Genomic DNA, 20,906 nt, shown 5'->3' with positions numbered 1-20,906 from the left:
GATCGGGGCTGATCCACGAAGCGGTCAAGGCGATGACCGGCGGCGTGACCGAGGAGGAGGTGCGCGCACATCGCCTGAAGCTGGGCGTGCGGCCGGTGTTCAAGCGGATCGACACCTGCGCAGCCGAGTTCGATGCGAAGACGCCGTATATGTATTCGACCTATGAGGCGCCGTCGTTCGGTGAGCCCGAGAACGAGGCGCAGCCGTCGGATCGCCGCAAGATCGTGATCCTGGGCGGCGGGCCGAACCGGATCGGGCAGGGGATCGAGTTCGATTATTGCTGTTGCCACGCCTGCTTCGCGTTGGCGGACGCGGGCTATGAGACGATCATGGTCAATTGCAATCCGGAGACGGTGAGCACCGATTACGACACGTCCGATCGCCTCTATTTCGAGCCGCTGACCGCCGAGGACGTGCTGGAAATCCTGCACGTCGAACAGTCGAGAGGCGAGCTGGTCGGGGTGATCGTGCAGTTCGGCGGGCAGACGCCGCTGAACCTGGCGCGCGCGCTGGAGAAGGCGGGGATCCCGATCCTCGGTACCTCGCCCGACGCGATCGATCTGGCCGAGGATCGCGAGCGGTTCGCGGCATTGGTCAACCGGCTCAAGCTGCTCCAGCCGTCGAACGGCATCGCGCGCAGCCGCGAGGAGGCGCTGAACGTCGCCAACCGCATCGGCTATCCGGTGCTGATGCGCCCCAGCTATGTGCTTGGCGGGCGCGCGATGGAGATCGTCGACAGCGACCAGCAGCTGGAGGACTATATCCAGACCGCGGTGCAGGTGTCGGGCGACGCGCCGGTGCTGATCGACCAGTATCTGCGCGACGCGATCGAGGTCGATGTCGACGCGATCTGCGACGGCGAGGACGTGGTGGTCGCGGGCGTGCTCCAGCATATCGAGGAAGCCGGGGTCCATTCGGGCGACAGCGCCTGCTCAATCCCGCCCTATTCGCTGCCGGCGGAGATCATCGCCGAGATCGAGCGGCAGACCGAGGCGCTGGCGCGTGGGCTGAGCGTCGTCGGGCTGATGAACATCCAGTTCGCGGTGAAGGACGGGCAGGTTTATCTCATCGAGGTGAACCCGCGCGCCAGCCGCACGGTGCCGTTCGTCGCCAAGGCGATCGGCGCGCCGATCGCCAAGATCGCCAGCCGCGTGATGGCGGGCGAGAAATTGCGCGACCTGCCGAAGATCGACCGCGACATCGATTATTTCGCGGTCAAGGAAGCGGTGTTCCCGTTCGCGCGCTTCCCCGGGATCGATCCGGTGCTGTCGCCCGAAATGAAGAGCACCGGCGAGGTGATGGGGATCTCCACCGATTTCACCACCGCCTTCGCCAAGTCACAGCTCGGCGCGGGCACCGTCCTGCCGACCAGCGGCGCGGTGTTCGTCAGCGTGAAGTCCGGCGACAAGGACCTGATCGTCCCCGCCGTTCGCGCGCTGGTCGATGCCGGCTTCACGATCGTGGCGACGACCGGCACCGCCGACCACCTGTCGCGCGCGGGACTGCCGGTCGAGACGGTGAACAAGGTCGCGCAGGGGCGGCCGCATATCGTCGACCGGATCAAGGACGGCGCGATCGCGTTGATCTTCAACACCACCGAAGGCTGGCAGAGCCTGAAGGACTCGCAGCCGATCCGTGCGTCGGCGGTGAACGGCAAGGTGCCGTACTTCACCACCGCCTCGGCGGCGGTGCAGGCGGCGCAGGCGATCCATGCCGCTGTTAAGGGTGATGGTTCACGCAACCTTGAAGTACGGCCGCTGCAATCCTATTATTCGCAGCCGCACAACTGATCCCCGGACATTCGTGCTGATCAAAAGGGGCGGCTTCCGACAGGGGGAGGCCGCTGCCGGGGAAGCGTTTTAAAGGACAAGGTGATGGCGACGGTCGAAAAGATGCCGATGTTGCAGGAAGGCTATGAAAAGCTGACTGCGGACCTGAAGCGGCTGAAGACCGAACGTCCCTTGATCGTGGATGCGATCGAGGAAGCGCGCGCGCACGGCGATCTTTCGGAAAACGCCGAATATCATGCCGCCAAGGAGCGGCAGGGGCAGGTCGAGGCGTCGATCGCCGATATCGAGGACAAGCTCAGCCGCGCGCAGATCATCGATCCGCGCGACCTGTCGGGCGACAAGATCGTGTTCGGCGCGACCGTGACCTTGCTCGACGAGGACGAGAAGCCGGTGAAGTACCAGATCGTCGGCCAGACCGAGGCCGATGCGAAGACCGGGCGGATCAGCTACAATTCGCCGATGGGCCGCGCGCTGATTGGGCGCAGTCTCGACGACGAGATCGAAGTGTCGGTGCCGGCGGGCGACCGTTATTATTTGGTGTCGAAGATCGAGTTCATCTGATGTCGAATCCGCTCCCTCCATCGTGGCGGGAGCGGTTGGCGGGCGCGACGTGGGAGCGCGAGCCGGAAGGCGAATCCGGTGGCATCATCCACCGTGTCGTCACGGCTGATGGCGAACGACTGTTCCTGAAATTCGGCGAAGGTGCTGTAGCGGACGCCGTCGTCGACGAGGCGACCCGCCTGCGATGGTTGCAGGGGCGGGTGCCGACGGTGCGGCTCGTCTCGTCTGTCGTTGAGCCCGATGCGGCATGGCTACTCACCAGCGCGGCCCCTGGCAAGACGGGAGATGCGTGGCTTGCGGAGCGCCCCGACCTCCTGCCGCACGTCATTCGTGGGTTCGCGACCTTCCTGCGCCTGCTTCATGCCCTTCCGGTGGACGAGTGCCCGTTCGATGCCTCGGCGCCGGTTCGGCTCGCCGCGGCACGCAAGCTCGTGGCTGTAGGCGCAGTCGACGAGGACGACTTCGGCGACGATCACCTCGGGATGGGCGCGGCTGCCGTGCTGGCGCACGCCGAGGCCCTGGCGGGCCACGCCACCGGCCGCGTCGTCACGCATGGTGACTATTCGCTCGGCAACCTTTTGCTCGATGCCGACGGCGCGGTGACGGGCTGCATCGACGTCGGGCGGCTCGGTATCGCCGATCCCTATCAGGACATCGCTATCCTGTGGGAGAACCTTGGCGATTTCGGCGAGGCGGCGCAGCGGCTGTTGCTTGCGGCGCTGGGTGTCGACCCGCTCGACGAGCCGCGGCTTCTTTTCCACCGGACGCTCGACGAGTTGTTCTGAGCCAATCAGCGTTGATCGAGTAGCCGCCGCTGCTGGCTAAGTTGTCGCCCGCAACTTGATCGAGGCCCACCCCTTGTTCGCCCGCGGCGGGAAGGAGCGGGGTCCCGGGTCGAGCCCGGGACGACAGTGGCAAACCGCGCTTTACGCCGCGGGCTTGCTGAGCAAATCGGGTTCAAGCAGGCGATGGAGGTGGACCACCACGTACTTCATTTCGGCGTCGTCGACGGTGCGCTGCGCGGCGGCGCGCCACGCCTTTTCGGCGCTCGCATAGTCCGGGAAGACGCCGACAATGTCGATCGAGGACAGGTCGCTGAATTCGAGGGTGCGCGGATCGCTGACGCGCCCGCCGAACACCAGATGAAGCTTGCTCATGCACGCGCTCCCGCTTGGGATTGAAACACCGCCGCGCCGCCCGTCCACGTCGTCGCCGGGACACGGAAAAGCCGCGGGCAGCACGATCGCTTGCCCCGCGGCTCTCCCTCGTCACCGGATCGGCGCCGCGGTCGGGCGGTCGGCCTGACCCTTCCCTAGCGCGGCGCGCGCCGTGTTTGAAGGGGTCAGGACGCGCTCTTGACCTGTTCCTTTCCAGCCTGCGCCGCGGCGGAGCCGGCGGTGCTTGCCGCCTTCACCACGCCCTGGAAGAGCGACTTGGCCTGATCGCGTGCGGCATTCGGAGTCAGGCCAAGCTGGTCCAGCTCCGAGCGGCCGGCATCCTTGGCCGCGGCCAGCGCGGCCACCGCCGCGGCGTTGATCTTGCGGCCGACACCGGACAGCAGCTCCTTCTCGCGCTGGCTGCGCGGCAGGACCGCGGCGACCGCGGCGCCGAGCACCAGCCCGCCGACGAGCACGCCAAGCGGGTTGGACTCGAGCGTTTCGGCGGTGGCGTGCGCGGCATCGCTGGCGCGGTGGCGCGCGGTGTCGAGCGCGTTTGACGCCGCTTCGCGCGCCTGATCGACGCCGTCGCGCAACCGGCCGTGCTGTTCCTGATCGTGGGTATGTTCGGTCATGATCCGATCCTTTCGGCGGGTGTGGCGGTATCTTCTGGGGAGGGCAGGCGCTTCTGCCGCTTCTTCTTGCCGAACAGGCGTGCGACCTGCCGCCCGGTGACCAGCGCGAACAGCAGCGTCGCGCCGCCGGCCAGCACGCCGGGGTTGCGGCGCGCGACCTCGGTCCCGGCTCGCACGGCGCGTTCGCCGCCCTCTGTCACCTCGGCCAGCGCGACGCGCGCGAGGCGGCGCGGCTCCAGTTCGGTTTGCAAGCGCCCGACCGTGCCGTCGAGCCGCTGGCGGGCCTCGGCGACGCGCGCCTCGGCCAATGTCACCTCAGCGCCGGTCATGCGCCGGGTCCCGCGCGCAACGCCGACTTGCCCGACAGTGCCAGCAACGCGGCGATCAGCAGCACGACGCCAACGACCGCCAGCGTCGCCCAGCCGGGGCCGATCAGCGTCGCCAGCGACAGGATCGCGCCGACCAGCAGCGCGATCAGCGCAGCAAGGCCGAGCACGCCCGCAATGGCGAAGCGGATCGCCGCAGCCTTGTAACGGGTGACCGCAAAGAGCGCCTTGGCCTTGGCCAGCGCGATCTCCGCCTTCGCCACGTCGCGCGCATCGGTGGCGAGTTGCGTCACCAATTGCGGGATGCTGTCGGGAAGCACGCGGTCACGAACGTCCATTGGGTCAGGCATCGCGCTGGTCGACGGCGGCCCCGATCAGCCGCGCCAGCACGAAGCCGACGCCGGCTGCGAGCCCGACCGCAACCTCGGGGCTCTTGCGGACGAGTTCGCGCGCATCGTCGAGCAGATCCTCGACGCTCTTCTGATCGATCGCGCTGGAGAAGCCCTGCACGCGATCGGCGGCCGACCGTGCATATTGACCGTATTGCGCGCCGAGCTTTTCGTCGACCTGACCGGCCGCATCGGTCAGCATCTGAGAAAGCTGCGTCAGCGCGTCGGTCGCCTTCGCCTTGCCGTCCTCGGCAAAGCCGCGTGCCTTGTCGGCGGCCTGCTCGCGGCCCTTGGCGACATAGTCGCGCGCGGACTGCTTGGCATCGGCCAGCGTGCTGCCGCTACCGGACGCGCTCGTGTCTTCCGGCGTGAAGTCGACGCCGGCATTCTTGAGCGGTTCCGCCGGCGTGAACGCGGCGTCGGCGGGCGGCGGCGCGGCGTCCGCCGGAGTGGAATGCTGGAGCGTGTCGCGATCCTGCTCGTCGGCCATGATTCATCCTTCCCTGGTCGAGGTCAAACAACCCGGTGGCCGGGCCGCCGGTTCCATCGCGTTGCAGCATCGTCGGGCGCCCGCTAGGAGGCGCCATGTCCTGCCGCGACGGCAGAAAATAGGAGGATCGTTTCGTGACCGCAATCATCGACCTGCACGGACGCCAGATCATCGACAGCCGCGGCAACCCGACCGTCGAGGTCGACGTGCTGCTCGACGACGGCAGCTTCGGTCGCGCGGCGGTCCCGTCGGGGGCGTCGACCGGTGCGCACGAGGCGGTCGAGAAGCGCGACGGCGACAAGGCGCGTTGGGGCGGGAAGGGCGTCGACGACGCGGTCGAGGCGGTCAACGACGAGATCGCGGACGCGATCATCGGGCTCGACGCCGAGGACCAGCTCGAAATCGACCAGACGATGATCGAGCTGGACGGCACCGAGAACAAGGGCCGGCTGGGCGCGAACGCGATCCTCGGCGTTAGCCTTGCGGTGGCGAAGGCGGCGGCGGAGGCGCGCGGGCTGCCGCTGTACCGCTACGTCGGCGGCGTCGCGGCGCATGTGCTGCCGGTGCCGATGATGAACATCATCAACGGCGGCGAACATGCCGACAACCCGATCGATTTCCAGGAATTCATGATCGTGCCGGTCGGCGCGGAGTCGCTGGCCGAGGCGGTGCGCTGCGGTTCGGAAATCTTCCACACGCTCAAGAAGGGGCTGAGCGAGAAAGGGCTGGCGACCGCAGTCGGCGACGAGGGCGGGTTCGCGCCCAACCTGGCCAGCACCACCGACGCGCTCGACTTCATCATGACCTCGATCGAGCGCGCGGGCTACACGCCGGGCGACGACGTGATGCTGGCGCTGGACTGCGCCGCGACCGAATTCTTCAAGGACGGCAAGTACGTCATCTCGGGCGAGAACCTGACGCTCGAGCCGGGCGCGATGGCCGATTACCTCGCCGATCTCGCCGCCCGCTATCCGATCTTCTCGATCGAGGACGGCATGGCCGAGGACGATTTCGAGGGCTGGAAGGCGCTGACCGACGCGATCGGCAAGAAGGTGCAGCTGGTCGGCGACGATCTGTTCGTCACCAACCCGAAGCGGCTGCGCGACGGGATCGGGCAGGGGCTGGCCAACTCGCTGCTGGTGAAGGTCAACCAGATCGGCACGCTGTCGGAGACGCTGGAGGCGATCCGCGTCGCCGAGCGCGCCGGCTACACCGCGGTGATGTCGCATCGCTCGGGCGAAACCGAGGATTCGACGATCGCCGATCTGGCGGTCGCGACCAACTGCGGGCAGATCAAGACCGGCAGCCTTGCGCGCTCGGACCGGTTGGCGAAGTACAACCAGCTGATTCGCATCGAGGAGGAATTGGGTACGATGTCGCACTATGCGGGCCGGGACGTGTTGCGGAACCGCTGATAGGGCTTGCAAAGGGCGAGGCGACTCGCGAGAATCGCTGGCATTATGCCTCGCCCGTCGAACCGCCTCTCGCAAACGCTCCGGCGTGCTGCCGTCCCCGCCCTCGCGGTGGCGGTGATGGTGTTCTTCGGTGCCTATGCGGTGCTGGGGCCGAACGGGCTGATCGCGCTGGGTGACTACAAGCGGCAGCTCGTGGCGCGCGAGAAGCAATATGCGCAGCTCGATCAGCGGAGGGCGATGTTGCAGAACCGCGTGACGCTGCTCGATCCGCGTCATGCGAACCCGGACATGGTCGACGAGCTGGTGCGCAAGGAGCTGAACGTCGCGCACCCGGACGAGGTGATCGTTCCGCTGAAGTGATGCGCGGGGCGTTTGCTCCAGTTGGTTCAAGCACCTGCGTCATTGCGAGCGTAGCGAAGCAATCCAGGGCGTCCTGATCCGACTCTGGATTGCTTCGCTACGCTCGCAATGACGAGGCTTGTGATCCGGGACCCCGCTTCCTCCCGGCAGAAGGAGCGGGATCCCAGTTCGGACCCGGGATGACGACCTTACCTACCGAGGAACGTCAGCAAATCTTCAGTAAGACGGTCGCTCTCGGTCGCGAACAGGCCATGCGGTGCGCCGTCATATTCGACCAGCTGCGCCTGCGCGATCCCGGCGGCCGCGGCACGGCCGCTGGTGTCGATCGGGACGGTCTTGTCGGCGGTGCCGTGTAGCACCAGCGTCGGCACGCGGAACGCCGGCAGGTCGGGGCGGAAATCGGTGTGGCCGAAGCTTTCGGCGCATTTCAGCGTCGGTTGCAGCCCGGCCTGCAGCGCCAACCCCTGTGCCCAGTCGAGCACCGCCTCGCTGACGGGGCTGGTGACGTAGCCGACACCGAAAAAGTCCTTGAAGAAGGTGCGGAAGAAGTTCGGCCGATCCTTGAGGATGCCGTCGGCGATCTGCTGCAGCGTTTCTTCCGGCACGCCGTCGGGATTGTCGTCGGTCTTGAGCATGTACGGCACGACCGAACTGATCAGCGCCGCCGAGATCACGCCCTTGCCGTCGTAGCGGCTCTGGTAGCGCGCGACTTCGCCGCCGCCCATCGAGAAGCCGACCAGCGTGACGTCCTGCGTCGCGCCCGCTGCTTCCATCACGTCATGAAGGTCGTCGGTCAGCGTGTCGTAATCATAGCCCGACCACGGCTGGCCGGAACGGCCGAAGCCGCGGCGGTCATAGGCGATGGCGCGGAAGCCGGCATCGGCAAGCGCCTTCATCTGCGGGTCCCAGCTGTCCGACGACAGCGGCCAGCCATGAATCAGGACGACCGGACGGCCCTCGCCCCAATCCTTGACGTAGATATCGGTCCCGTCGCGCGTCTTCACATACGGCATGTGGCTCTCCTTGGCAGAGCAGCCGTAACGGGCGGTTCGGAGGGGCGTTCCTCATCCTTGCCACAAGAACAAGTCGTCATTCCCGCGGAGGCGGGAATCCAGACGCGCGGGCTTTCGCAAGAGGCGAAACGTCAGAGGTTCTGGATTCCCGCCTTCGCGGGAATGACGGGGGAGGGCTTACCGCCCCGGTTCGCCGAGGAATGCCTCGACCTGATCCAGCGCCACGGTCTTGTCGAGGTAGGTCTGTCCGATCCCGTGCGCGAGCAGGAAGGGCAGCGTGCCGGCGGCCATCTTCTTGTCGTGGCGCATATGCTCGACCAGCCGCGCGGGCGGGGCGGTGATGCCGGAAGCGGCGAGGCCGTCGGGCAGGCCACTGTCGCGCCAGTGCGCCGCAACGCGCGCCGCGTCGTCGGGCGAGCAACGACCCGTCGCCGCCGAGAAGGCGAAGGCGAGCCCGCAGCCTGCGGCGACCGCCTCGCCGTGGAGCAGCCGGTCCGAGAAGCCCGCTTCCGCCTCCAGCGCATGGCCGAAGGTGTGGCCGAGGTTGAGCAAGGCGCGCTGCCCTTTGGTCTCGAACTCGTCCGCGCCGACGATCCGCGCCTTGGCGGCGACCGCATGGGCGATCGCGTGGACGCGTGCGTCGGGGTCGCCCGCGAGCAGCGTCGCGCCGTTCGTCTCGCACCACGCGAAGAAGTCCGCATCGTCGATCAGCCCGTATTTGACGACTTCGGCATAGCCGGCGCGGACCTGCCGCGCGGGCAGCGTGTCGAGCACGTCGGGGTCGATCAGCACCACCTTCGGCTGGTGGAAGGCCCCGATCAGATTCTTGCCGGCGCGCGCGTTGATCCCAGTCTTGCCGCCGACCGACGAATCGACCTGCGACAGCAAGGTGGTGGGGACCTGCACGAAGCCGCAGCCGCGCTTGAGGATCGCGGTCGCGAAGCCGACCAGATCGCCGATCACCCCGCCGCCGAGCGCCACGACATGATCGCCGCGCTCGACGCCCAGCACGAGCAGTTCGTCGGTGAGCCGCTCCAGCGTTGCCCAGCTCTTTGAGCCTTCGCCTGCGGGCAGGACGATTTCGGCATGGCGGATCCCGGCGGCGTCGAGCGCGGCGGTGAGGGTGGCGAGATGCCCGACGACATTGGCGTCCGCGACGATCACCACCGGGCGCGTGCCGACGATCGGCGCGAGCGCCTCACCCGCACGCGACAACAGCCCCGGCTCGATCCGCACGTCATAGCTGCGGTCGCCCAGCGCCACCGTCACGGTCGTCATTTGCTCAGGGCCTCCATGATCGCACGCACCGTCATGTCGTGCGGGGTATTGGCGCTGGGAATGCGCAGATGCGCGAGCGCGTAGAGCGGATTGCGGACCGCGGCCAGCTCGCGCAGCACGGTCGCCGGATCCTTGCCGCGCAGCAGCGGGCGGGTGTCGCGACGCTTGACCCGCTCGGCGAGCACCTCGACCGGCGCGTCGAGCCAGATCGCCAGCGCGTCGGACAGGATCAGCGCGCGCGTCTCGTCATTGACGAACGCGCCGCCGCCGGTCGCGATCACCTTCGGTCGGCCGTCGATCAGCCGCTGGATCACGCGGCGTTCGCCGTCGCGGAAATATTCCTCGCCGTATTGCGCGAAGATATCGGGGATCGACATGCCCGCCGCCGCCTCGATCTCGGTATCGGCATCGACGAACGGCAGCGCGAGCCGCAGCGCGAGCCGCCGGCCGACCGTGGACTTGCCCGCGCCCATCAGCCCCACCAGCACGATCGGGCGGCCGGTCCAGCGGGGCGGACGGCGCGACGGGCGGCGGGACGGGACGGGCGGGCTTTGCAACATCGTCCCTGCGGCTATACAGCGCGTTCCGTCCCCGGCAACAGCAGGCACGCAGCCCGCCGGGGCGCAAGTGACAGGTCGCGTGTGCAGGTTGGGAATTACATGACCCGGTTGATTGTCTCCGTCGTCGTGCTGCTGGTGATCGTGGTGGGCGCGCTGTTCTTCTTTGCGGGCCGCGCGACCGAGCAGCCGGTGACCCGCGTCGAGAAGGCGGTCGAGCTTGGCAATCTCGCCGGCTAAACGCGCCGCGCTGGCCGGCGTCGCGGCGCTCGGCCTCGCGGCGGCGGCGATCGCGCAGGACCGCCCCGAATCGCTGTTGCCGCCCGGCTTCGGCGAGGCGGCGCCTTCGCAGGCGCCGGCCGCGCCGCCGAGTCCTGCCGCAACCACACCGGGCAATGCGCCGCGCGTACAGGCGACCACCCCGGCCGGGCCGTTGCCGCCGCTGCCGCCCTTGCCGTTCCCGTCGCCGACCGCGAGCCCGACGCCGGTGGCGACGCCGCGCTATGTGCTGCCGTCGTTCGCGCGGCGCTCGCTGGCATCGGTCGGGGCCGATCAGGGCTTCGTGGGCGAGGCGTTCGGGAGCGCGGACGGGCGCTACGTCGAGCGGCTGATGCGGTATCTTTCGGCGCCGTTGCCGTCGCGGTGGCTGTCGATCGGACTGCGGCGACTGTTGGTGGCGCAAATTGATACCCCTTCGGGCGTCAACGGTGCCGACTTTGCCGCCGAACGGGCGTGGTTGTTGTTGCGGATGGGCGAATCGGTGTCGGCGCGCGCGGTCGCGCAGGCGGTCGACAGCGATCAGGTCACGCCGAAGCTGCGCGAGATGTGGATGCAGGCCGCGCTCGCGACCGGCGATCCGGCCGGGCTGTGTCCGCTCGCAGGGACGGCGGGCGACAGCGAGCGCGCGTGGATCGTCGCGCGTGCGATGTGCGCCGGGCTGACCGGGGCGGGGCGGACCCAGCCGCTGATCGCCGACATCCGCCGCCGCCGCGTGGCGAGCGGAATCGACCTGGCGCTGGCGCAGAAGGTGATGGGCGCGGGGCTCAACAGCCGGCAGGCGGTGACGATCGAATGGGCGCCGGTGGTGCAACTGACCGCGTGGCGGTTCGGGTTGGCGACCGCGACCGGGGTCGCGGTGCCCGACGAGCTGTACGGAACGGTCGGCCCGCAGGTGCGCGCCTGGCAGGCGCTGGCCCCGGCGGTTCCGCTGGCGGACCGCGCGGCGGCGGCGGATCGCGCGGCGGCGCTGGGCGTGCTGTCGAGCGCGGCGATGGTCGACCTCTATGCGGCGATCGGCGAGGGCAATGACGCGCCCGCCGAGCTGACCAATACGGCGGCGACGTTGCGCGATGCCTATGTCGGCAACGACCGCGCGACGCGGATCGCGGCGATGGTCAAGTTGTGGGACGCGGCGGAGACGCCCGCGACCCGCTACGCGCGGCTGGTGCTGACCGCGCGCGCCGCCGCACGGCTGCCCGCCGCCGCCAACGAGGCGCAGGCCGACCGGCTGATCGCGTCGATGCTGTCCGCCGGCCTGGATCGCACCGCGCAGCGCTGGCAGGGCGCGGTGCCGGTGGGCAGCGACGGCTGGGCGATGCTGCTGCTCGCCGATCCGGACGCGATCACGCAACTGTCGGCGTCGACGATCACCGACTACGCGCCGCAGGGCGCGCTGGCCGAGCGCAAGCGGCAATTGTTCTTCGCCGGCATGGCGGGGCTGGGGCGGCTGCCCGCGGCGGCGGTCGATGACCTCGCCGAGAAGCTGGCGGTGCCGGTCGCGGGGCGCAACGCCTGGACCAGCGCGCTGGAGCGCGCCGCGGGTGAGGGGCAGGCGGGAACGGTGCTGCTGCTGGCGGCGGTCGGGATGCAGGCCGATGGCTGGGCGCATGTGCCGCCCGCGGCCTTGTTCCATATCGTCCGGGCGCTGCGCGCGGTCGGGTTGGACGGCGAGGCGCGGATGATCGCGGCGGAGGCGATCGCGCGGCTGTGAGCGACGCCGCCGCGATCGACCGCTTTCTGGAGATGATGGCGGCACAGGCCGGGGCGGCGCAGAACACGCTGGCGGCCTATCGCCGCGACCTGATGCTGGCGTCCGCCACGCTCGACGGCGGGCTGGCGGTGGCGGACGGCGCGGCGCTGGAGCGACTCGCGGATGGTTGGGACGCGCTGTCGAAGGCGACGGTGGCGCGCAAGGCGGCGGCGTTACGGCGCTTCTTCGGGTTCCTGATCGACGAGGGCGACCGCGCCGACGATCCGTCGCCGGCCCTGCCGCGACCGGGGACGCAGCGGCGGCTGCCGCGCACGCTGGATCACGGCGACGTCGACCGGCTGTTCGCCGCGATCGAGGCGCGGCTGGCGCGCGATCCGGTGATCCCGACCGATCTGCGGCTCTCCGCCTTGTTCGAGCTGCTGTACGGATCGGGGCTGCGCGCGACCGAATTGGTGTCGTTGCCGCGCGCGGCGATCCACCCCGATCGTCCGTTCCTGATCCTGAAGGGCAAGGGCGGGCGCGAGCGGCTGGTGCCGATCTCCGACCGTGCGCGCGCGGCGGTGGCGGCGTGGCGCGCGCACGTCGGCACCGATCGCGCATTCCTGTTTCCGTCGGGCGCGACGCATATCTCGCGCGTGCGGCTGTTCCAGCTGGTGCGCACGCTGGCCGCTGAGGCGGGCATCCCGCCCGAGCGGATCAGCCCGCACGTGCTGCGGCATGCCTTCGCGACGCACCTGCTGGAGGGCGGCGCGGACCTGCGCGCGCTCCAGACGATGCTGGGCCATGCCGATATCGCGACCACCGAAATCTACACCCATGTCGACAGCAGCCGGCTGGTCGAGCTGGTTAACGAGCGTCACCCGCTCGTTGACGCGTTGCGAAAGCGCGCCTAGCTGCGCCCGATGCGTATTTTCCTCGACTTCGAGAAGCCCATCGCCGAGCTGCAGGCGCGCATCGACGAACTGCGCGAGACCGGCGCCGAGGGCACCGTCGACATTTCCGCCGAGATCGCCAAGCTGCAGGCGAAGTCGGACAAGCTGCTGAAGGACACGTTCGGCAAGCTGTCGCCGTGGCAGAAGACGCAGGTCGCGCGGCATCCCGAGCGGCCGCATTTCAAACATTATGTCGCCGGGCTGTTCGACGAGTTCGTGCCGCTGGCGGGTGACCGCGCGTTCGGCGACGACCAGGCGATCCTCGGCGGCTTCGCGACCTTCCGCGGGCAACGCGTGATGGTGCTGGGCCATGAGAAGGGCGACGATACCGCCAGCCGGCTGCGCCACAATTTCGGGATGGGCAAGCCGGAGGGGTATCGCAAGGCGATCCGGCTGCTGGAGATGGCCGATCGATTCGGTTTGCCGGTGGTGACGCTGGTCGACACCTCGGGCGCGTTCCCGGGCATCCAGGCCGAGGAACGCGGGCAGGCCGAGGCGATCGCGCGTTCGACCGAGGCGTGCCTCGCGCTCGGCGTACCGATGGTGGCGGCGGTGGTCGGAGAGGGCGGTTCGGGCGGCGCAATCGCGCTGGCGAGCGGCAATCGCGTGCTGATGTTCGAGCACGCGGTTTATTCGGTGATCTCGCCCGAGGGCTGCGCCTCGATCCTGTGGCGCACTGCCGACAAGGCCCCGGACGCCGCCGAGGCGATGAAGGTGACCGCTCAGGATCTGAAGGCGCTGGGCGTGATCGACGCGATCGTGCCCGAGCCGCTGGGCGGCGCGCACCGCGACCGTGACGGCGCGATTCGTTCGCTGGGCGATTGCCTGGAGCGGATGCTCCGCGACCTGGCGCCGCTGACGCCGGATGCGCTGCGGCAGGATCGTCGTGCGAAGTTTCTGAAGATGGGTCGGGTCGCTTAGCCCGTCTTCGCCGACCGAGCCGTTGCCGTCTTTGCGTGCGTTCGAATCATTTCCCTCGGTGCGGTACCCGACAAGACTGGTCCATCACGATCGCCATGACGCAGGTGTTGGTGCGATGGCTCGGCCACCAGCAGAAAAAGGGCGGCGGACCCGATGGTCCGCCGCCCCGATGTTCACCGTTAGTCGAACCCTATTACGGGTTCGCCATCTTCGTCTGAACGTTGGTGAAGGTGTTGTTCAGCTGCGTGCCGATACCCTTCATCGCCGCGATCGCGGCCACTGCAATCAGCGCAGCGATGAGGCCGTATTCGATCGCGGTCGCGCCCTTGCTGTTCTTCAGGAACGAGCGAATCTTCTGCATGTCGATCTCCACTAGGAACCCAGTTTTCTGTACCCGCCGACGTCCCGTTCAGGTCCATCGAGAGTGTTTCTATAAGTGCAGGGTTGATAAACACTTAAGTGCTAACGTGTGTTTTCGTTCAGCACCTTATCGGGTGGTCTGCAGATAGGCCTGAATCGACGCGAACAGGCCGGTCACCGGCTGGCCGATCGCCGACATGCCGCCGATAGCGGTGAGCGCGATCATGGCGACGATCAGTCCGTATTCGACCGCGGTCGCGGCGCGCGTCTGCCGCACGAGCGCGTGAAACAGGGCCGAGCGCGAGCGGATCGATGGACGTGACATGAGCGGCAGGATAGCGGCGACCGGTTAAGGAAGGATCGAAGCGCGATGCTGGTGGTGGCCGCGGCCCTGATCGACGATGCCGGGCGCTGTTTGATGCAGCAGCGTCCGCGCGACAAGCGGCACGGCGGGCTGTGGGAGTTTCCCGGCGGCAAGGTCGAGCCCGGCGAGCATCCCGCCGCTGCGCTGGTGCGTGAACTGGACGAGGAGCTGGCGATACGAGTCGCGTTCGATGCGCTGGTGCCGGTCGGCTTCGCCACCGACATGCCGGTGACGATGCTGCTCTATCGTTGTGCCGCGTGGCGCGGCACGCCGCGCGTGCTGGCGGCGGAGGCGCTGTGCTGGGATCGGCCGGCGGCGCTGGCGCGGTTGCCGATGCCGCCAGTCGACGTGCCGCTGCTGGCGGCGCTTGCCCGCGCCCTGGCAGACGGCTAGGTCCGGCCGTGCGATCAGGTAAGGGAATCCGGTAGGCAACGATCCGGAGCTGCCCCCGCAACTGTGACCGGCGAGCCGCTCGCCCCCGCGTGTGCCACTGGATCGTTCGCGATCCGGGAAGGCCGGGCGAACGGCGACGACCCGGGAGCCAGGAGACCTGCCCGATCGCGGTTGTCCTTCGCGCGGACGGGGTGTGCCGGGCGATCGGGAATTTTTCCCGCGCGACGACGAACGGGTCGGGTCGGCGTGGGATGGACGAATTTGAGCGATCGTGGATTTTGCATCGCGCGCATGGCCGCGGCGGTGCTGGCGGGGTGGGGGCTGCTCGGTGCCGCGCCGGTGCGCGTGCCGCGCGTGGTGTCGATCAACCCGTGCCTCGACGCGATGCTGATGCAGGTCGCCGATCCGGCGCAGATTGCGGCGATCAGCCATTATTCGCACGATCCGCGCGCCACATCGGTTCCGCTGGCGTGGGCCCGGCGCTTTCCGGCGACGTCGGGCACTGCAGAGGAGGTGGTCGCCTTGCGCCCCGATCTGGTGGTCGCGAGCGGGCATGTCGCGCCGGCCACCGTCGCGGCGCTGACGCGGATGCACATCCGCCTGCGGCAATTCGCGTTGCCCGACTCGATCGCGGAGAGTGCGCAGCAGGTGCGTGATCTTGCGGACGCGATCGGGCATCCCGCGCGCGGTGCGGTGCTCGCCGGACGGATAGCCGCCGCGGCGCGTTCCGATTCGCTGCCACCAGTGTCCGCGGTGATCTTCGGGCCCGGTGGGCTGGTGCCGGGGGCGGGGACCTTGCCCGACGAGATGCTGCGGCGCGCCGGCTTTCGCAACGCCAGCGCCGGTTATGGGCTGAAGCGCTGGGATGTGCTGCCGCTCGAATATCTGCTCGCCGATCCGCCGCGCGTGGTGCTGTCGGTCGCGGCGGCGCAAGGCGCGGGGGAGCGGATGGAGCGGCATCGCGCGCTGCGGCGGCTCGGCGCGCGCGTGACGATCGCGCCGTTCGCCGGGCGGCTGATGAATTGCGGCGGGCCGACAATCATCGCCGGGATGGCGCGGTTGCGGGCGGTGCGCGCGCAGGTGGCGGCGCGATGACGCGCGCGACGATGCTGCTGGGGCTGGGCGTGCTGCTCGCCGCCGCACTCTCGGTCGCCGCCGGGAAGGTGTGGGTGCCGCTGGGCGCCTGGACCGCCGCCGACCCGCGCTCGATCATCATCATCGAGCTGCGGTTGCCGCGGACGATCCTCGCGCTCACGGTCGGCGCGGCGCTGGGGATGTCGGGAGCGGCGATGCAGGGCTATCTGCGCAATCCGCTGGCCGACCCGGGGCTGTTCGGCGTGTCGTCGGGCGCGGCGTTCGGCGCGGTGTGCTCGCTGTATTTCGGGTATGCGGCGCAGACGTGGTTGTTGCCGGGCTTCGCGCTGACCGGCGCGGCGGTCACGATGGGCGCGCTGGCGCTGATCGCGGGACGGTCCGGCAGCCTGATCCTGTTCACGTTGGCCGGGATGATCCTGACCAGCATCACCGGTTCGCTGACCGCGCTGGCGCTCAGCCTTGCGCCGACCCCGTTCGCGGCGTCGGAGATCATGACGTGGCTGATGGGCGCGCTGACCGACCGGAGCTGGGACGAGGTGACGGTGTCGGTGCCGCTGATCCTGCTCGGAATGGCGGTGCTGGCGCGGACCGCGCGGTCGCTCGACGCGTTGACGCTCGGCGAGCAGGCGGCGCGGTCGATGGGGGTCGATCCACGGCGGCTGCAACTGGCGGTGATCGTCGGCGTCGCGTTGACGGTCGGCGCGTCGGTGGCGGCGGCGGGGGTGATCGGGTTCGTCGGGCTGATCGTGCCGCATCTCGTGCGTCCGTTCGCGGGGCACCGGCCGTCCGCGACCCTGCTACCCGCCGCGCTGGGCGGGGCGTTGCTGCTGACGCTGGCCGACAGCCTCGTGCGGCTGGCGCCGACGGTCAGCGAGTTGCGACTCGGGATTGCGATGTCGATGCTGGGCGGGCCGTTCTTCCTCTATTTGCTGATCGTCATGCGGCGGCGGCTGGCATGAGCGTGCTGGCAGCGGAAGGCGTCTCGCTGGCGCTGGGCGGGAAGCCGGTCCTCCAGGCGGTCGACGCGATCTTCGCGGGCGGGCGGGTCACCGCGCTGCTCGGGCCGAACGGCGCGGGCAAGAGCAGCCTGCTCGCGTGCCTCGCCGGGCTGCATGGGCCCGCCGACGGACGCGCCTCGCTGGACGGGCACGACGTGCGGACGCTGTCGACGCCGGCGCGGGCGCGGCGGATCGGCTTCCTGCCGCAAGCGGCGGACGTGCACTGGAACATCGACGTCGCGACGCTGGTCGCGCTCGGGCGGCTGCCGTGGCGCGGACGCTGGGGCGAGACGGCGCGGGATCGCGCGGCGGTAGAGGCCGCGCTGGCGGCGACCGGCATGACGGGGTTCGCGCGGCGCGGCGTCGAGCATCTGTCGGGCGGCGAGCGCGCGCGCGCGTTGCTGGCGCGGGTGCTGGCCGGACAGCCCGAATGGCTGCTCGCCGACGAGCCGCTCGCCAGCCTCGACCCCGCGCACCAGCTCGAGGTCGGCGCGCAGCTGCGCGCGGTCGCGGCGGGGGGCAGCGGGGTGGTGCTGGTGGTGCACGACCTGAACCTCGCCGCACGGCTGGCCGACGATGTCGTGCTGCTGCGCGACGGGCGTGTCGTGGCGGCCGGAGCGGCCAATAACGTGCTGACCGCCGCGCTGGTCGGCGAAACCTACGGCCTGACGGTGGAGACCGGCGTCACCGCCACCGGGCAGCGCTACATCGTTCCGGTGGGGCGGCCCGCCTGAGCCGGGCCGCTGGAGGCGCGACCGGGAATCGAACCCGGGTGCAAGGATTTGCAGTCCTCTGCGTCACCACTCCGCCATCGCGCCTCGAGGCCGGTGAGGGCGCGCAGATGCGGGCAGGGCGGCATGATGTCAAGCCGCCGATTGCAAAGTGTGTTGCGCGCGCGATACAAGCCCGATGACGCAACGTGTGTTGCATCGATAAAACAGCTATGCCACAGGACGGCTCATGACCCTCTCCGCCCCCGCTCTCCGGAATGACGATTTCACCGCGATGCGCCAGGCGATGGTCGCCAGCCAGTTGCGCACCACGCAGGTCAACGATCCGCGCATCGTCGCGGCGATGGCCGAGGTGCCGCGCGAACGCTTCGTGCCCGCGCATGCCGCCGCGCTCGCCTATGTCGACCGCGCGGTCGACCTGGGGCAGGGGCGCGCGCTCAACACGCCGCTCGCCACCGCGCGGCTGCTGGTGCAGGCGCGGTTGCAGCCGGGCGACCGCGTGCTGCTGATCGGTGCGGCGGCGGGCTATACCGCTGCGGTGCTGGCGTCGCTGGTCGCCGAGGTGGTGGCGGTGGAATCGCTGCCCGAACTGGCCGCCCATGCGCGTGACGCGCTGGCGCAGACGCCGAACGTGACGCTGGTCGAGGGGCCGCTGGAGCATGGGCATCCGGCCGGCGCGCCCTATGACGTGCTGATCGTCGACGGCGCGATCGAGGAACTGCCGTCGACGCTGGCATCGCAGGTCGTGGACGGTGGGCGGATCGTCAGCGGGCTGGTGGATCGCGGCGTGTTCCGCCTCGCGGCCGGTACGCATCGCGGCGCCGCGACCGCGCTGGCGCCGTTCGCGGACATCGATTCGGTCAGGCTTCCCGGCTTCGCGCGTCCGCGCAGCTTCACCTTCTAAGGATCACGCCGTTGCGCCTTCGCTCGCCGTCGCTGCTGTCATCGGTTGCCGTCACCTTGGGGCTGGCGGGCGCGATCCCGGCGTCGGCGGAGACGCTGCGCGAGGCGCTGGTGCGCGCCTATCGCGACAATCCGACGCTCAACGCGCAGCGCGCGGCGCAGCGTGCGAACGACGAGAACGTGCCGATCGCGCGCGCGCAGGGGCGGCCGAGCGCTTCGGCGCAGACCGGGCTGACCGACAATTTCCTGCGCGGCGGCAACAGCTTCACCACGCCCGAGCGGCGGCTCGACGCGCAATTGGGCGTCACCGTGCCGCTGTACCAGGGCGGGCGGGTGCGCAACGGCGTGCTGGCGGCGGAGACGCGCGTCGAGGCCGGGCAGGCCAATCTGCGCGGGACCGAGGCGACGACCTTCACCGACGTGGTCAGCGCGTACAACAACGTCATCCGCGACGAGGCGATCGTCGGGCTCAACACGCAGAACGTCCGCGTGCTGGAAACCAACCTGCGCGCCAGCCGCGACCGGTTCGAGGTCGGCGACCTGACGCGCACCGACGTCGCGCAGTCCGAGGCGCGGCTAAGCCTGGCGCGTGCGCAGCTGCAATCGGCGCAGGCGACGCTGATCTCCAGCCGCGAGAATTACGTGCGGCTGGTCGGCTCGCCGCCCGGAACGCTGGAGGCCCCGCCAGCGCTGCCGTCCTTTCCGGCGTCGGTCGATAGCGCGGTCGACATCGCGATGCAGGACAATCCGAACCTGATCGCGGCGCGGCGCGTGCGCGATGCGACCGATTACGACATCCGCGTGGCGCGCGCCAATCGTCGCCCGCAGCTGAACGCGACGCTGGGGCAGAATTACTTCAACTATCTCGGCTCGCTGGGGCAGGGCAGTGCGGCGGGTCTGGGCAACGTGCAGACCGGTAATGCGACCAGCGCGGGGGTGACGCTGAGCCTGCCATTGTATCAGGGCGGGCGTCCGGGTGCGCTGGTGCGGCAGGCGCAGGAACTACGCGGACAGGCGATCGAGCAGGCGACCGCGACCGAGCGGCAGGTGATCGCCTCGGCGCGCTCGGCCTATGCGGTGTGGCGCTCCTCGCTGGAGGTGATCGCGTCGAGCGAGGCGGCGGTCAACGCCAACAAGCTGAGCCTTGAGGGTGTGCGCGCCGAGAACAGCGTGGGCACGCGCACGGTGCTCGACATCCTGAATGCCGAGCAGGAATTGCTCAACAGCCAGGTGACGCTCGTTTCCGCACGGCGCGATGCGTATGTGGCGGGTTTCGCGTTGCTGGCGGCGATGGGCCATGCCGAGGCCGAAGATCTGGGGCTGGACGGTGGGCCGCTGTACGATCCGACGATCCATTATGCCAAAGTTCGCGGCAAGCTGAACGACTTCGACGACGGGCAGCGCGCCGCGCCGGTGTCGCGCAGCACCTCGGACAGCCCGGCACAGACCGCTGTCGTGACGCGCCCGCTCGATCCGCTGCTCGAAAGCAATGTTGACAGGACGCCCGCATTGACGACAGGTGTCGACACACCACGCCCGTGATGTGCGGCGCAGCGTTGTGAGGTTGACCCGATGGGGGATTTGAGCGGCGAGCCGTCGATGGAAGACATCCTCGCCTCGATCAAGCGCGTCATCAAGGAAGGTGAGGCGCCCGCGCCGCGTCGTACGCCGCCGCCGGCAGTGCGCGACGAGGACGAGCCGACCCGCGACCAGATCCTGGAGCTGAACGAGCCGCTGGGTGCACCCGAGCCGGTGGCGCCGCCGCCCGCTTCGTTCGCGCCGCCGCGCACCACCGAGACGTTCGAGGAACGCTTGGCGCCGCCGGTCTCCTCTGCGCCGGCCCCAAGCGTCGCTCCGGCTCCGGCTCCGGCTCCGGCTCCCGAACCTGAGCCGGTGGCAAGTGCGCCGGCTCCGACGCCCGCACCTGCGCCGGTCGCTGCGCCCGGCCCGCCGCTGGACGAGCCGCCGGTCGTGTCCGCGGCGACGGTCCAGGCGACACGCGGCGCGCTGGGCGCGCTGTCGAAATTGATCGTCAAGCCCGAGCCGGACAGCGACGGGACGCTGGAGGGACTGGTGCGCGAGATGCTGCGTCCGCTGCTGAGCGATTGGCTCGACCAGCATCTGCCGCATCTCGTCGAGCAGATGGTGGCGCGCGAGATCGCCAAAATCACCAAGCAGGGATAAGCATCCGGGGCGACGCCCGAGGGGCATCGCCGCCACCTTTGCCGGCAGCGCCCCGCGCGATTGT

Annotated in this window: 26 protein-coding genes, 1 tRNA gene and 1 riboswitch; of the genes, 16 read left to right on the top strand and 11 right to left on the bottom strand. The window is 69.5% G+C overall.

What is annotated here, in order from left to right:
- From carB to AADI75_RS10070, 3 genes are all read left to right on the top strand, one after another.
- The coding region (gene carB / locus AADI75_RS10080; protein WP_341208898.1) for a carbamoyl-phosphate synthase large subunit at window positions 1-1,790 on the top strand (1,790 nt) is incomplete at its 5' end.
- 84 nt (window positions 1,791-1,874) lie between these two features.
- Window positions 1,875-2,351, top strand: a complete 477-nt coding sequence (greA, locus tag AADI75_RS10075) for a transcription elongation factor GreA (protein ID WP_341208897.1) — start codon at window positions 1,875-1,877, stop codon at window positions 2,349-2,351.
- Complete coding sequence (locus tag AADI75_RS10070; protein WP_341208896.1) at window positions 2,351-3,136, top strand: APH(3') family aminoglycoside O-phosphotransferase; 786 nt, start codon at window positions 2,351-2,353, stop codon at window positions 3,134-3,136. The genes greA and AADI75_RS10070 overlap by 1 nt, the downstream gene beginning before the upstream one ends.
- A gap of 141 nt (window positions 3,137-3,277) precedes the next feature.
- Here AADI75_RS10070 and AADI75_RS10065 read toward each other — a convergent pair whose 3' ends face one another.
- The 5 genes from AADI75_RS10065 to AADI75_RS10045 form a co-directional block, all read right to left on the bottom strand.
- The gene (locus AADI75_RS10065; RefSeq protein ID WP_341208895.1) at window positions 3,278-3,508 is read right to left on the bottom strand and encodes a DUF4170 domain-containing protein; all 231 of its coding nucleotides are present in this window, start codon (window positions 3,506-3,508) and stop codon (window positions 3,278-3,280) included.
- A 185-nt stretch (window positions 3,509-3,693) separates the two neighbouring features.
- Complete coding sequence (locus tag AADI75_RS10060) at window positions 3,694-4,143, bottom strand: hypothetical protein (protein WP_341208894.1); 450 nt, start codon at window positions 4,141-4,143, stop codon at window positions 3,694-3,696.
- Window positions 4,140-4,472 carry a phosphatase gene (locus AADI75_RS10055; RefSeq protein WP_341208893.1) on the bottom strand — a complete coding sequence of 111 codons (333 nt, stop codon included), beginning with the start codon at window positions 4,470-4,472 and terminating at the stop codon, window positions 4,140-4,142. Before AADI75_RS10055 ends, AADI75_RS10060 begins: the two co-directional genes overlap by 4 nt.
- Window positions 4,469-4,807: a phage holin family protein gene (locus AADI75_RS10050; RefSeq protein ID WP_341208892.1), complete on the bottom strand. Its 339-nt coding sequence runs from the start codon at window positions 4,805-4,807 to the stop codon at window positions 4,469-4,471. The genes AADI75_RS10055 and AADI75_RS10050 overlap by 4 nt, the downstream gene beginning before the upstream one ends.
- 4 nt (window positions 4,808-4,811) lie before the next feature.
- Window positions 4,812-5,348, bottom strand: coding sequence for a hypothetical protein (locus tag AADI75_RS10045; protein WP_341208891.1), 537 nt, complete (start codon window positions 5,346-5,348; stop codon window positions 4,812-4,814).
- A gap of 134 nt (window positions 5,349-5,482) precedes the next feature.
- Here AADI75_RS10045 and eno point away from each other — a divergent pair, with 134 nt between their 5' ends.
- Both eno and AADI75_RS10035 read left to right on the top strand, forming a co-directional pair.
- Window positions 5,483-6,763 carry a phosphopyruvate hydratase gene (eno, locus tag AADI75_RS10040; RefSeq protein WP_341208890.1) on the top strand — a complete coding sequence of 427 codons (1,281 nt, stop codon included), beginning with the start codon at window positions 5,483-5,485 and terminating at the stop codon, window positions 6,761-6,763.
- Between the two features lie 117 nt (window positions 6,764-6,880).
- On the top strand, window positions 6,881-7,123 hold the full coding sequence (locus AADI75_RS10035) for a septum formation initiator family protein (protein WP_341208899.1): 243 nt from the start codon (window positions 6,881-6,883) through the stop codon (window positions 7,121-7,123).
- 188 nt (window positions 7,124-7,311) lie between these two features.
- Here the strand turns inward: AADI75_RS10035 and AADI75_RS10030 are convergent, their stop codons facing one another.
- The 3 genes from AADI75_RS10030 to AADI75_RS10020 form a co-directional block, all read right to left on the bottom strand.
- Window positions 7,312-8,136: an alpha/beta hydrolase gene (locus AADI75_RS10030; RefSeq protein ID WP_341208889.1), complete on the bottom strand. Its 825-nt coding sequence runs from the start codon at window positions 8,134-8,136 to the stop codon at window positions 7,312-7,314.
- A 177-nt stretch (window positions 8,137-8,313) separates the two neighbouring features.
- Window positions 8,314-9,414, bottom strand: coding sequence for a 3-dehydroquinate synthase (aroB, locus tag AADI75_RS10025; RefSeq protein WP_341208888.1), 1,101 nt, complete (start codon window positions 9,412-9,414; stop codon window positions 8,314-8,316).
- Complete coding sequence (locus tag AADI75_RS10020; RefSeq protein ID WP_341208887.1) at window positions 9,411-9,974, bottom strand: shikimate kinase; 564 nt, start codon at window positions 9,972-9,974, stop codon at window positions 9,411-9,413. Before AADI75_RS10020 ends, aroB begins: the two co-directional genes overlap by 4 nt.
- 99 nt (window positions 9,975-10,073) lie before the next feature.
- On the opposite strand from AADI75_RS10020, the gene AADI75_RS10015 reads away from it, so the two are divergent.
- From AADI75_RS10015 to AADI75_RS10000, 4 genes are read left to right on the top strand one after another with little or no spacing between them, the layout of a single operon-like run.
- Complete coding sequence (locus AADI75_RS10015; RefSeq protein WP_184033684.1) at window positions 10,074-10,211, top strand: hypothetical protein; 138 nt, start codon at window positions 10,074-10,076, stop codon at window positions 10,209-10,211.
- Window positions 10,192-11,961, top strand: coding sequence for a hypothetical protein (locus AADI75_RS10010; RefSeq protein WP_341208886.1), 1,770 nt, complete (start codon window positions 10,192-10,194; stop codon window positions 11,959-11,961). The genes AADI75_RS10015 and AADI75_RS10010 overlap by 20 nt, the downstream gene beginning before the upstream one ends.
- A complete protein-coding gene (locus AADI75_RS10005) occupies window positions 11,958-12,854 on the top strand; it encodes a tyrosine-type recombinase/integrase (RefSeq protein WP_341208885.1) in 897 nt (298 codons plus the stop codon). Before AADI75_RS10010 ends, AADI75_RS10005 begins: the two co-directional genes overlap by 4 nt.
- Before the next feature lie 9 nt (window positions 12,855-12,863).
- On the top strand, window positions 12,864-13,814 hold the full coding sequence (locus AADI75_RS10000; protein ID WP_341208884.1) for an acetyl-CoA carboxylase carboxyltransferase subunit alpha: 951 nt from the start codon (window positions 12,864-12,866) through the stop codon (window positions 13,812-13,814).
- A 193-nt stretch (window positions 13,815-14,007) separates the two neighbouring features.
- On the opposite strand, the gene AADI75_RS09995 is transcribed toward AADI75_RS10000, so the two are convergent.
- Window positions 14,008-14,175 carry a Flp family type IVb pilin gene (locus AADI75_RS09995; RefSeq protein ID WP_341208883.1) on the bottom strand — a complete coding sequence of 56 codons (168 nt, stop codon included), beginning with the start codon at window positions 14,173-14,175 and terminating at the stop codon, window positions 14,008-14,010.
- 126 nt (window positions 14,176-14,301) lie between these two features.
- Entirely contained in the window at window positions 14,302-14,499 is a 198-nt protein-coding gene (locus AADI75_RS09990; protein WP_341208882.1) for a Flp family type IVb pilin, read from the bottom strand.
- Window positions 14,500-14,544: 45 nt separating this feature from the next.
- On the opposite strand from AADI75_RS09990, the gene AADI75_RS09985 reads away from it, so the two are divergent.
- From AADI75_RS09985 to AADI75_RS09970, 4 genes are all read left to right on the top strand, one after another.
- On the top strand, window positions 14,545-14,931 hold the full coding sequence (locus AADI75_RS09985; RefSeq protein ID WP_341208881.1) for a (deoxy)nucleoside triphosphate pyrophosphohydrolase: 387 nt from the start codon (window positions 14,545-14,547) through the stop codon (window positions 14,929-14,931).
- Window positions 14,918-15,111: riboswitch (cobalamin riboswitch) on the top strand. (Overlaps the previous gene by 14 nt.)
- Before the next feature lie 111 nt (window positions 15,112-15,222).
- On the top strand, window positions 15,223-16,026 hold the full coding sequence (locus AADI75_RS09980; RefSeq protein ID WP_341208880.1) for an ABC transporter substrate-binding protein: 804 nt from the start codon (window positions 15,223-15,225) through the stop codon (window positions 16,024-16,026).
- Window positions 16,023-16,985: an iron ABC transporter permease gene (locus AADI75_RS09975; protein ID WP_341208879.1), complete on the top strand. Its 963-nt coding sequence runs from the start codon at window positions 16,023-16,025 to the stop codon at window positions 16,983-16,985. Before AADI75_RS09980 ends, AADI75_RS09975 begins: the two co-directional genes overlap by 4 nt.
- Complete coding sequence (locus AADI75_RS09970; RefSeq protein WP_341208878.1) at window positions 16,982-17,758, top strand: ABC transporter ATP-binding protein; 777 nt, start codon at window positions 16,982-16,984, stop codon at window positions 17,756-17,758. Before AADI75_RS09975 ends, AADI75_RS09970 begins: the two co-directional genes overlap by 4 nt.
- 10 nt (window positions 17,759-17,768) lie before the next feature.
- On the opposite strand, the gene AADI75_RS09965 is transcribed toward AADI75_RS09970, so the two are convergent.
- Window positions 17,769-17,842, bottom strand: a tRNA-Cys gene (locus AADI75_RS09965).
- A gap of 142 nt (window positions 17,843-17,984) precedes the next feature.
- Between AADI75_RS09965 and AADI75_RS09960 the strand changes: the two genes are divergently transcribed.
- Genes AADI75_RS09960 through AADI75_RS09950 form a run of 3 tightly spaced genes read left to right on the top strand, consistent with a single transcriptional unit; the run spans window position 17,985 to window position 20,842 of the window.
- A complete protein-coding gene (locus tag AADI75_RS09960) occupies window positions 17,985-18,659 on the top strand; it encodes a protein-L-isoaspartate O-methyltransferase (RefSeq protein WP_341208877.1) in 675 nt (224 codons plus the stop codon).
- 11 nt (window positions 18,660-18,670) lie between these two features.
- Window positions 18,671-20,200: a TolC family outer membrane protein gene (locus AADI75_RS09955; protein ID WP_341208876.1), complete on the top strand. Its 1,530-nt coding sequence runs from the start codon at window positions 18,671-18,673 to the stop codon at window positions 20,198-20,200.
- A 30-nt stretch (window positions 20,201-20,230) separates the two neighbouring features.
- Window positions 20,231-20,842: a DUF2497 domain-containing protein gene (locus AADI75_RS09950; RefSeq protein WP_341208875.1), complete on the top strand. Its 612-nt coding sequence runs from the start codon at window positions 20,231-20,233 to the stop codon at window positions 20,840-20,842.
- Window positions 20,843-20,906 lie beyond the last annotated feature (64 nt).

Source organism: uncultured Sphingomonas sp., from assembly GCF_964021865.1.
Taxonomy (GTDB): domain Bacteria; phylum Pseudomonadota; class Alphaproteobacteria; order Sphingomonadales; family Sphingomonadaceae; genus Sphingomonas.
This window is presented reverse-complemented; position numbering and strand designations above follow the sequence as displayed.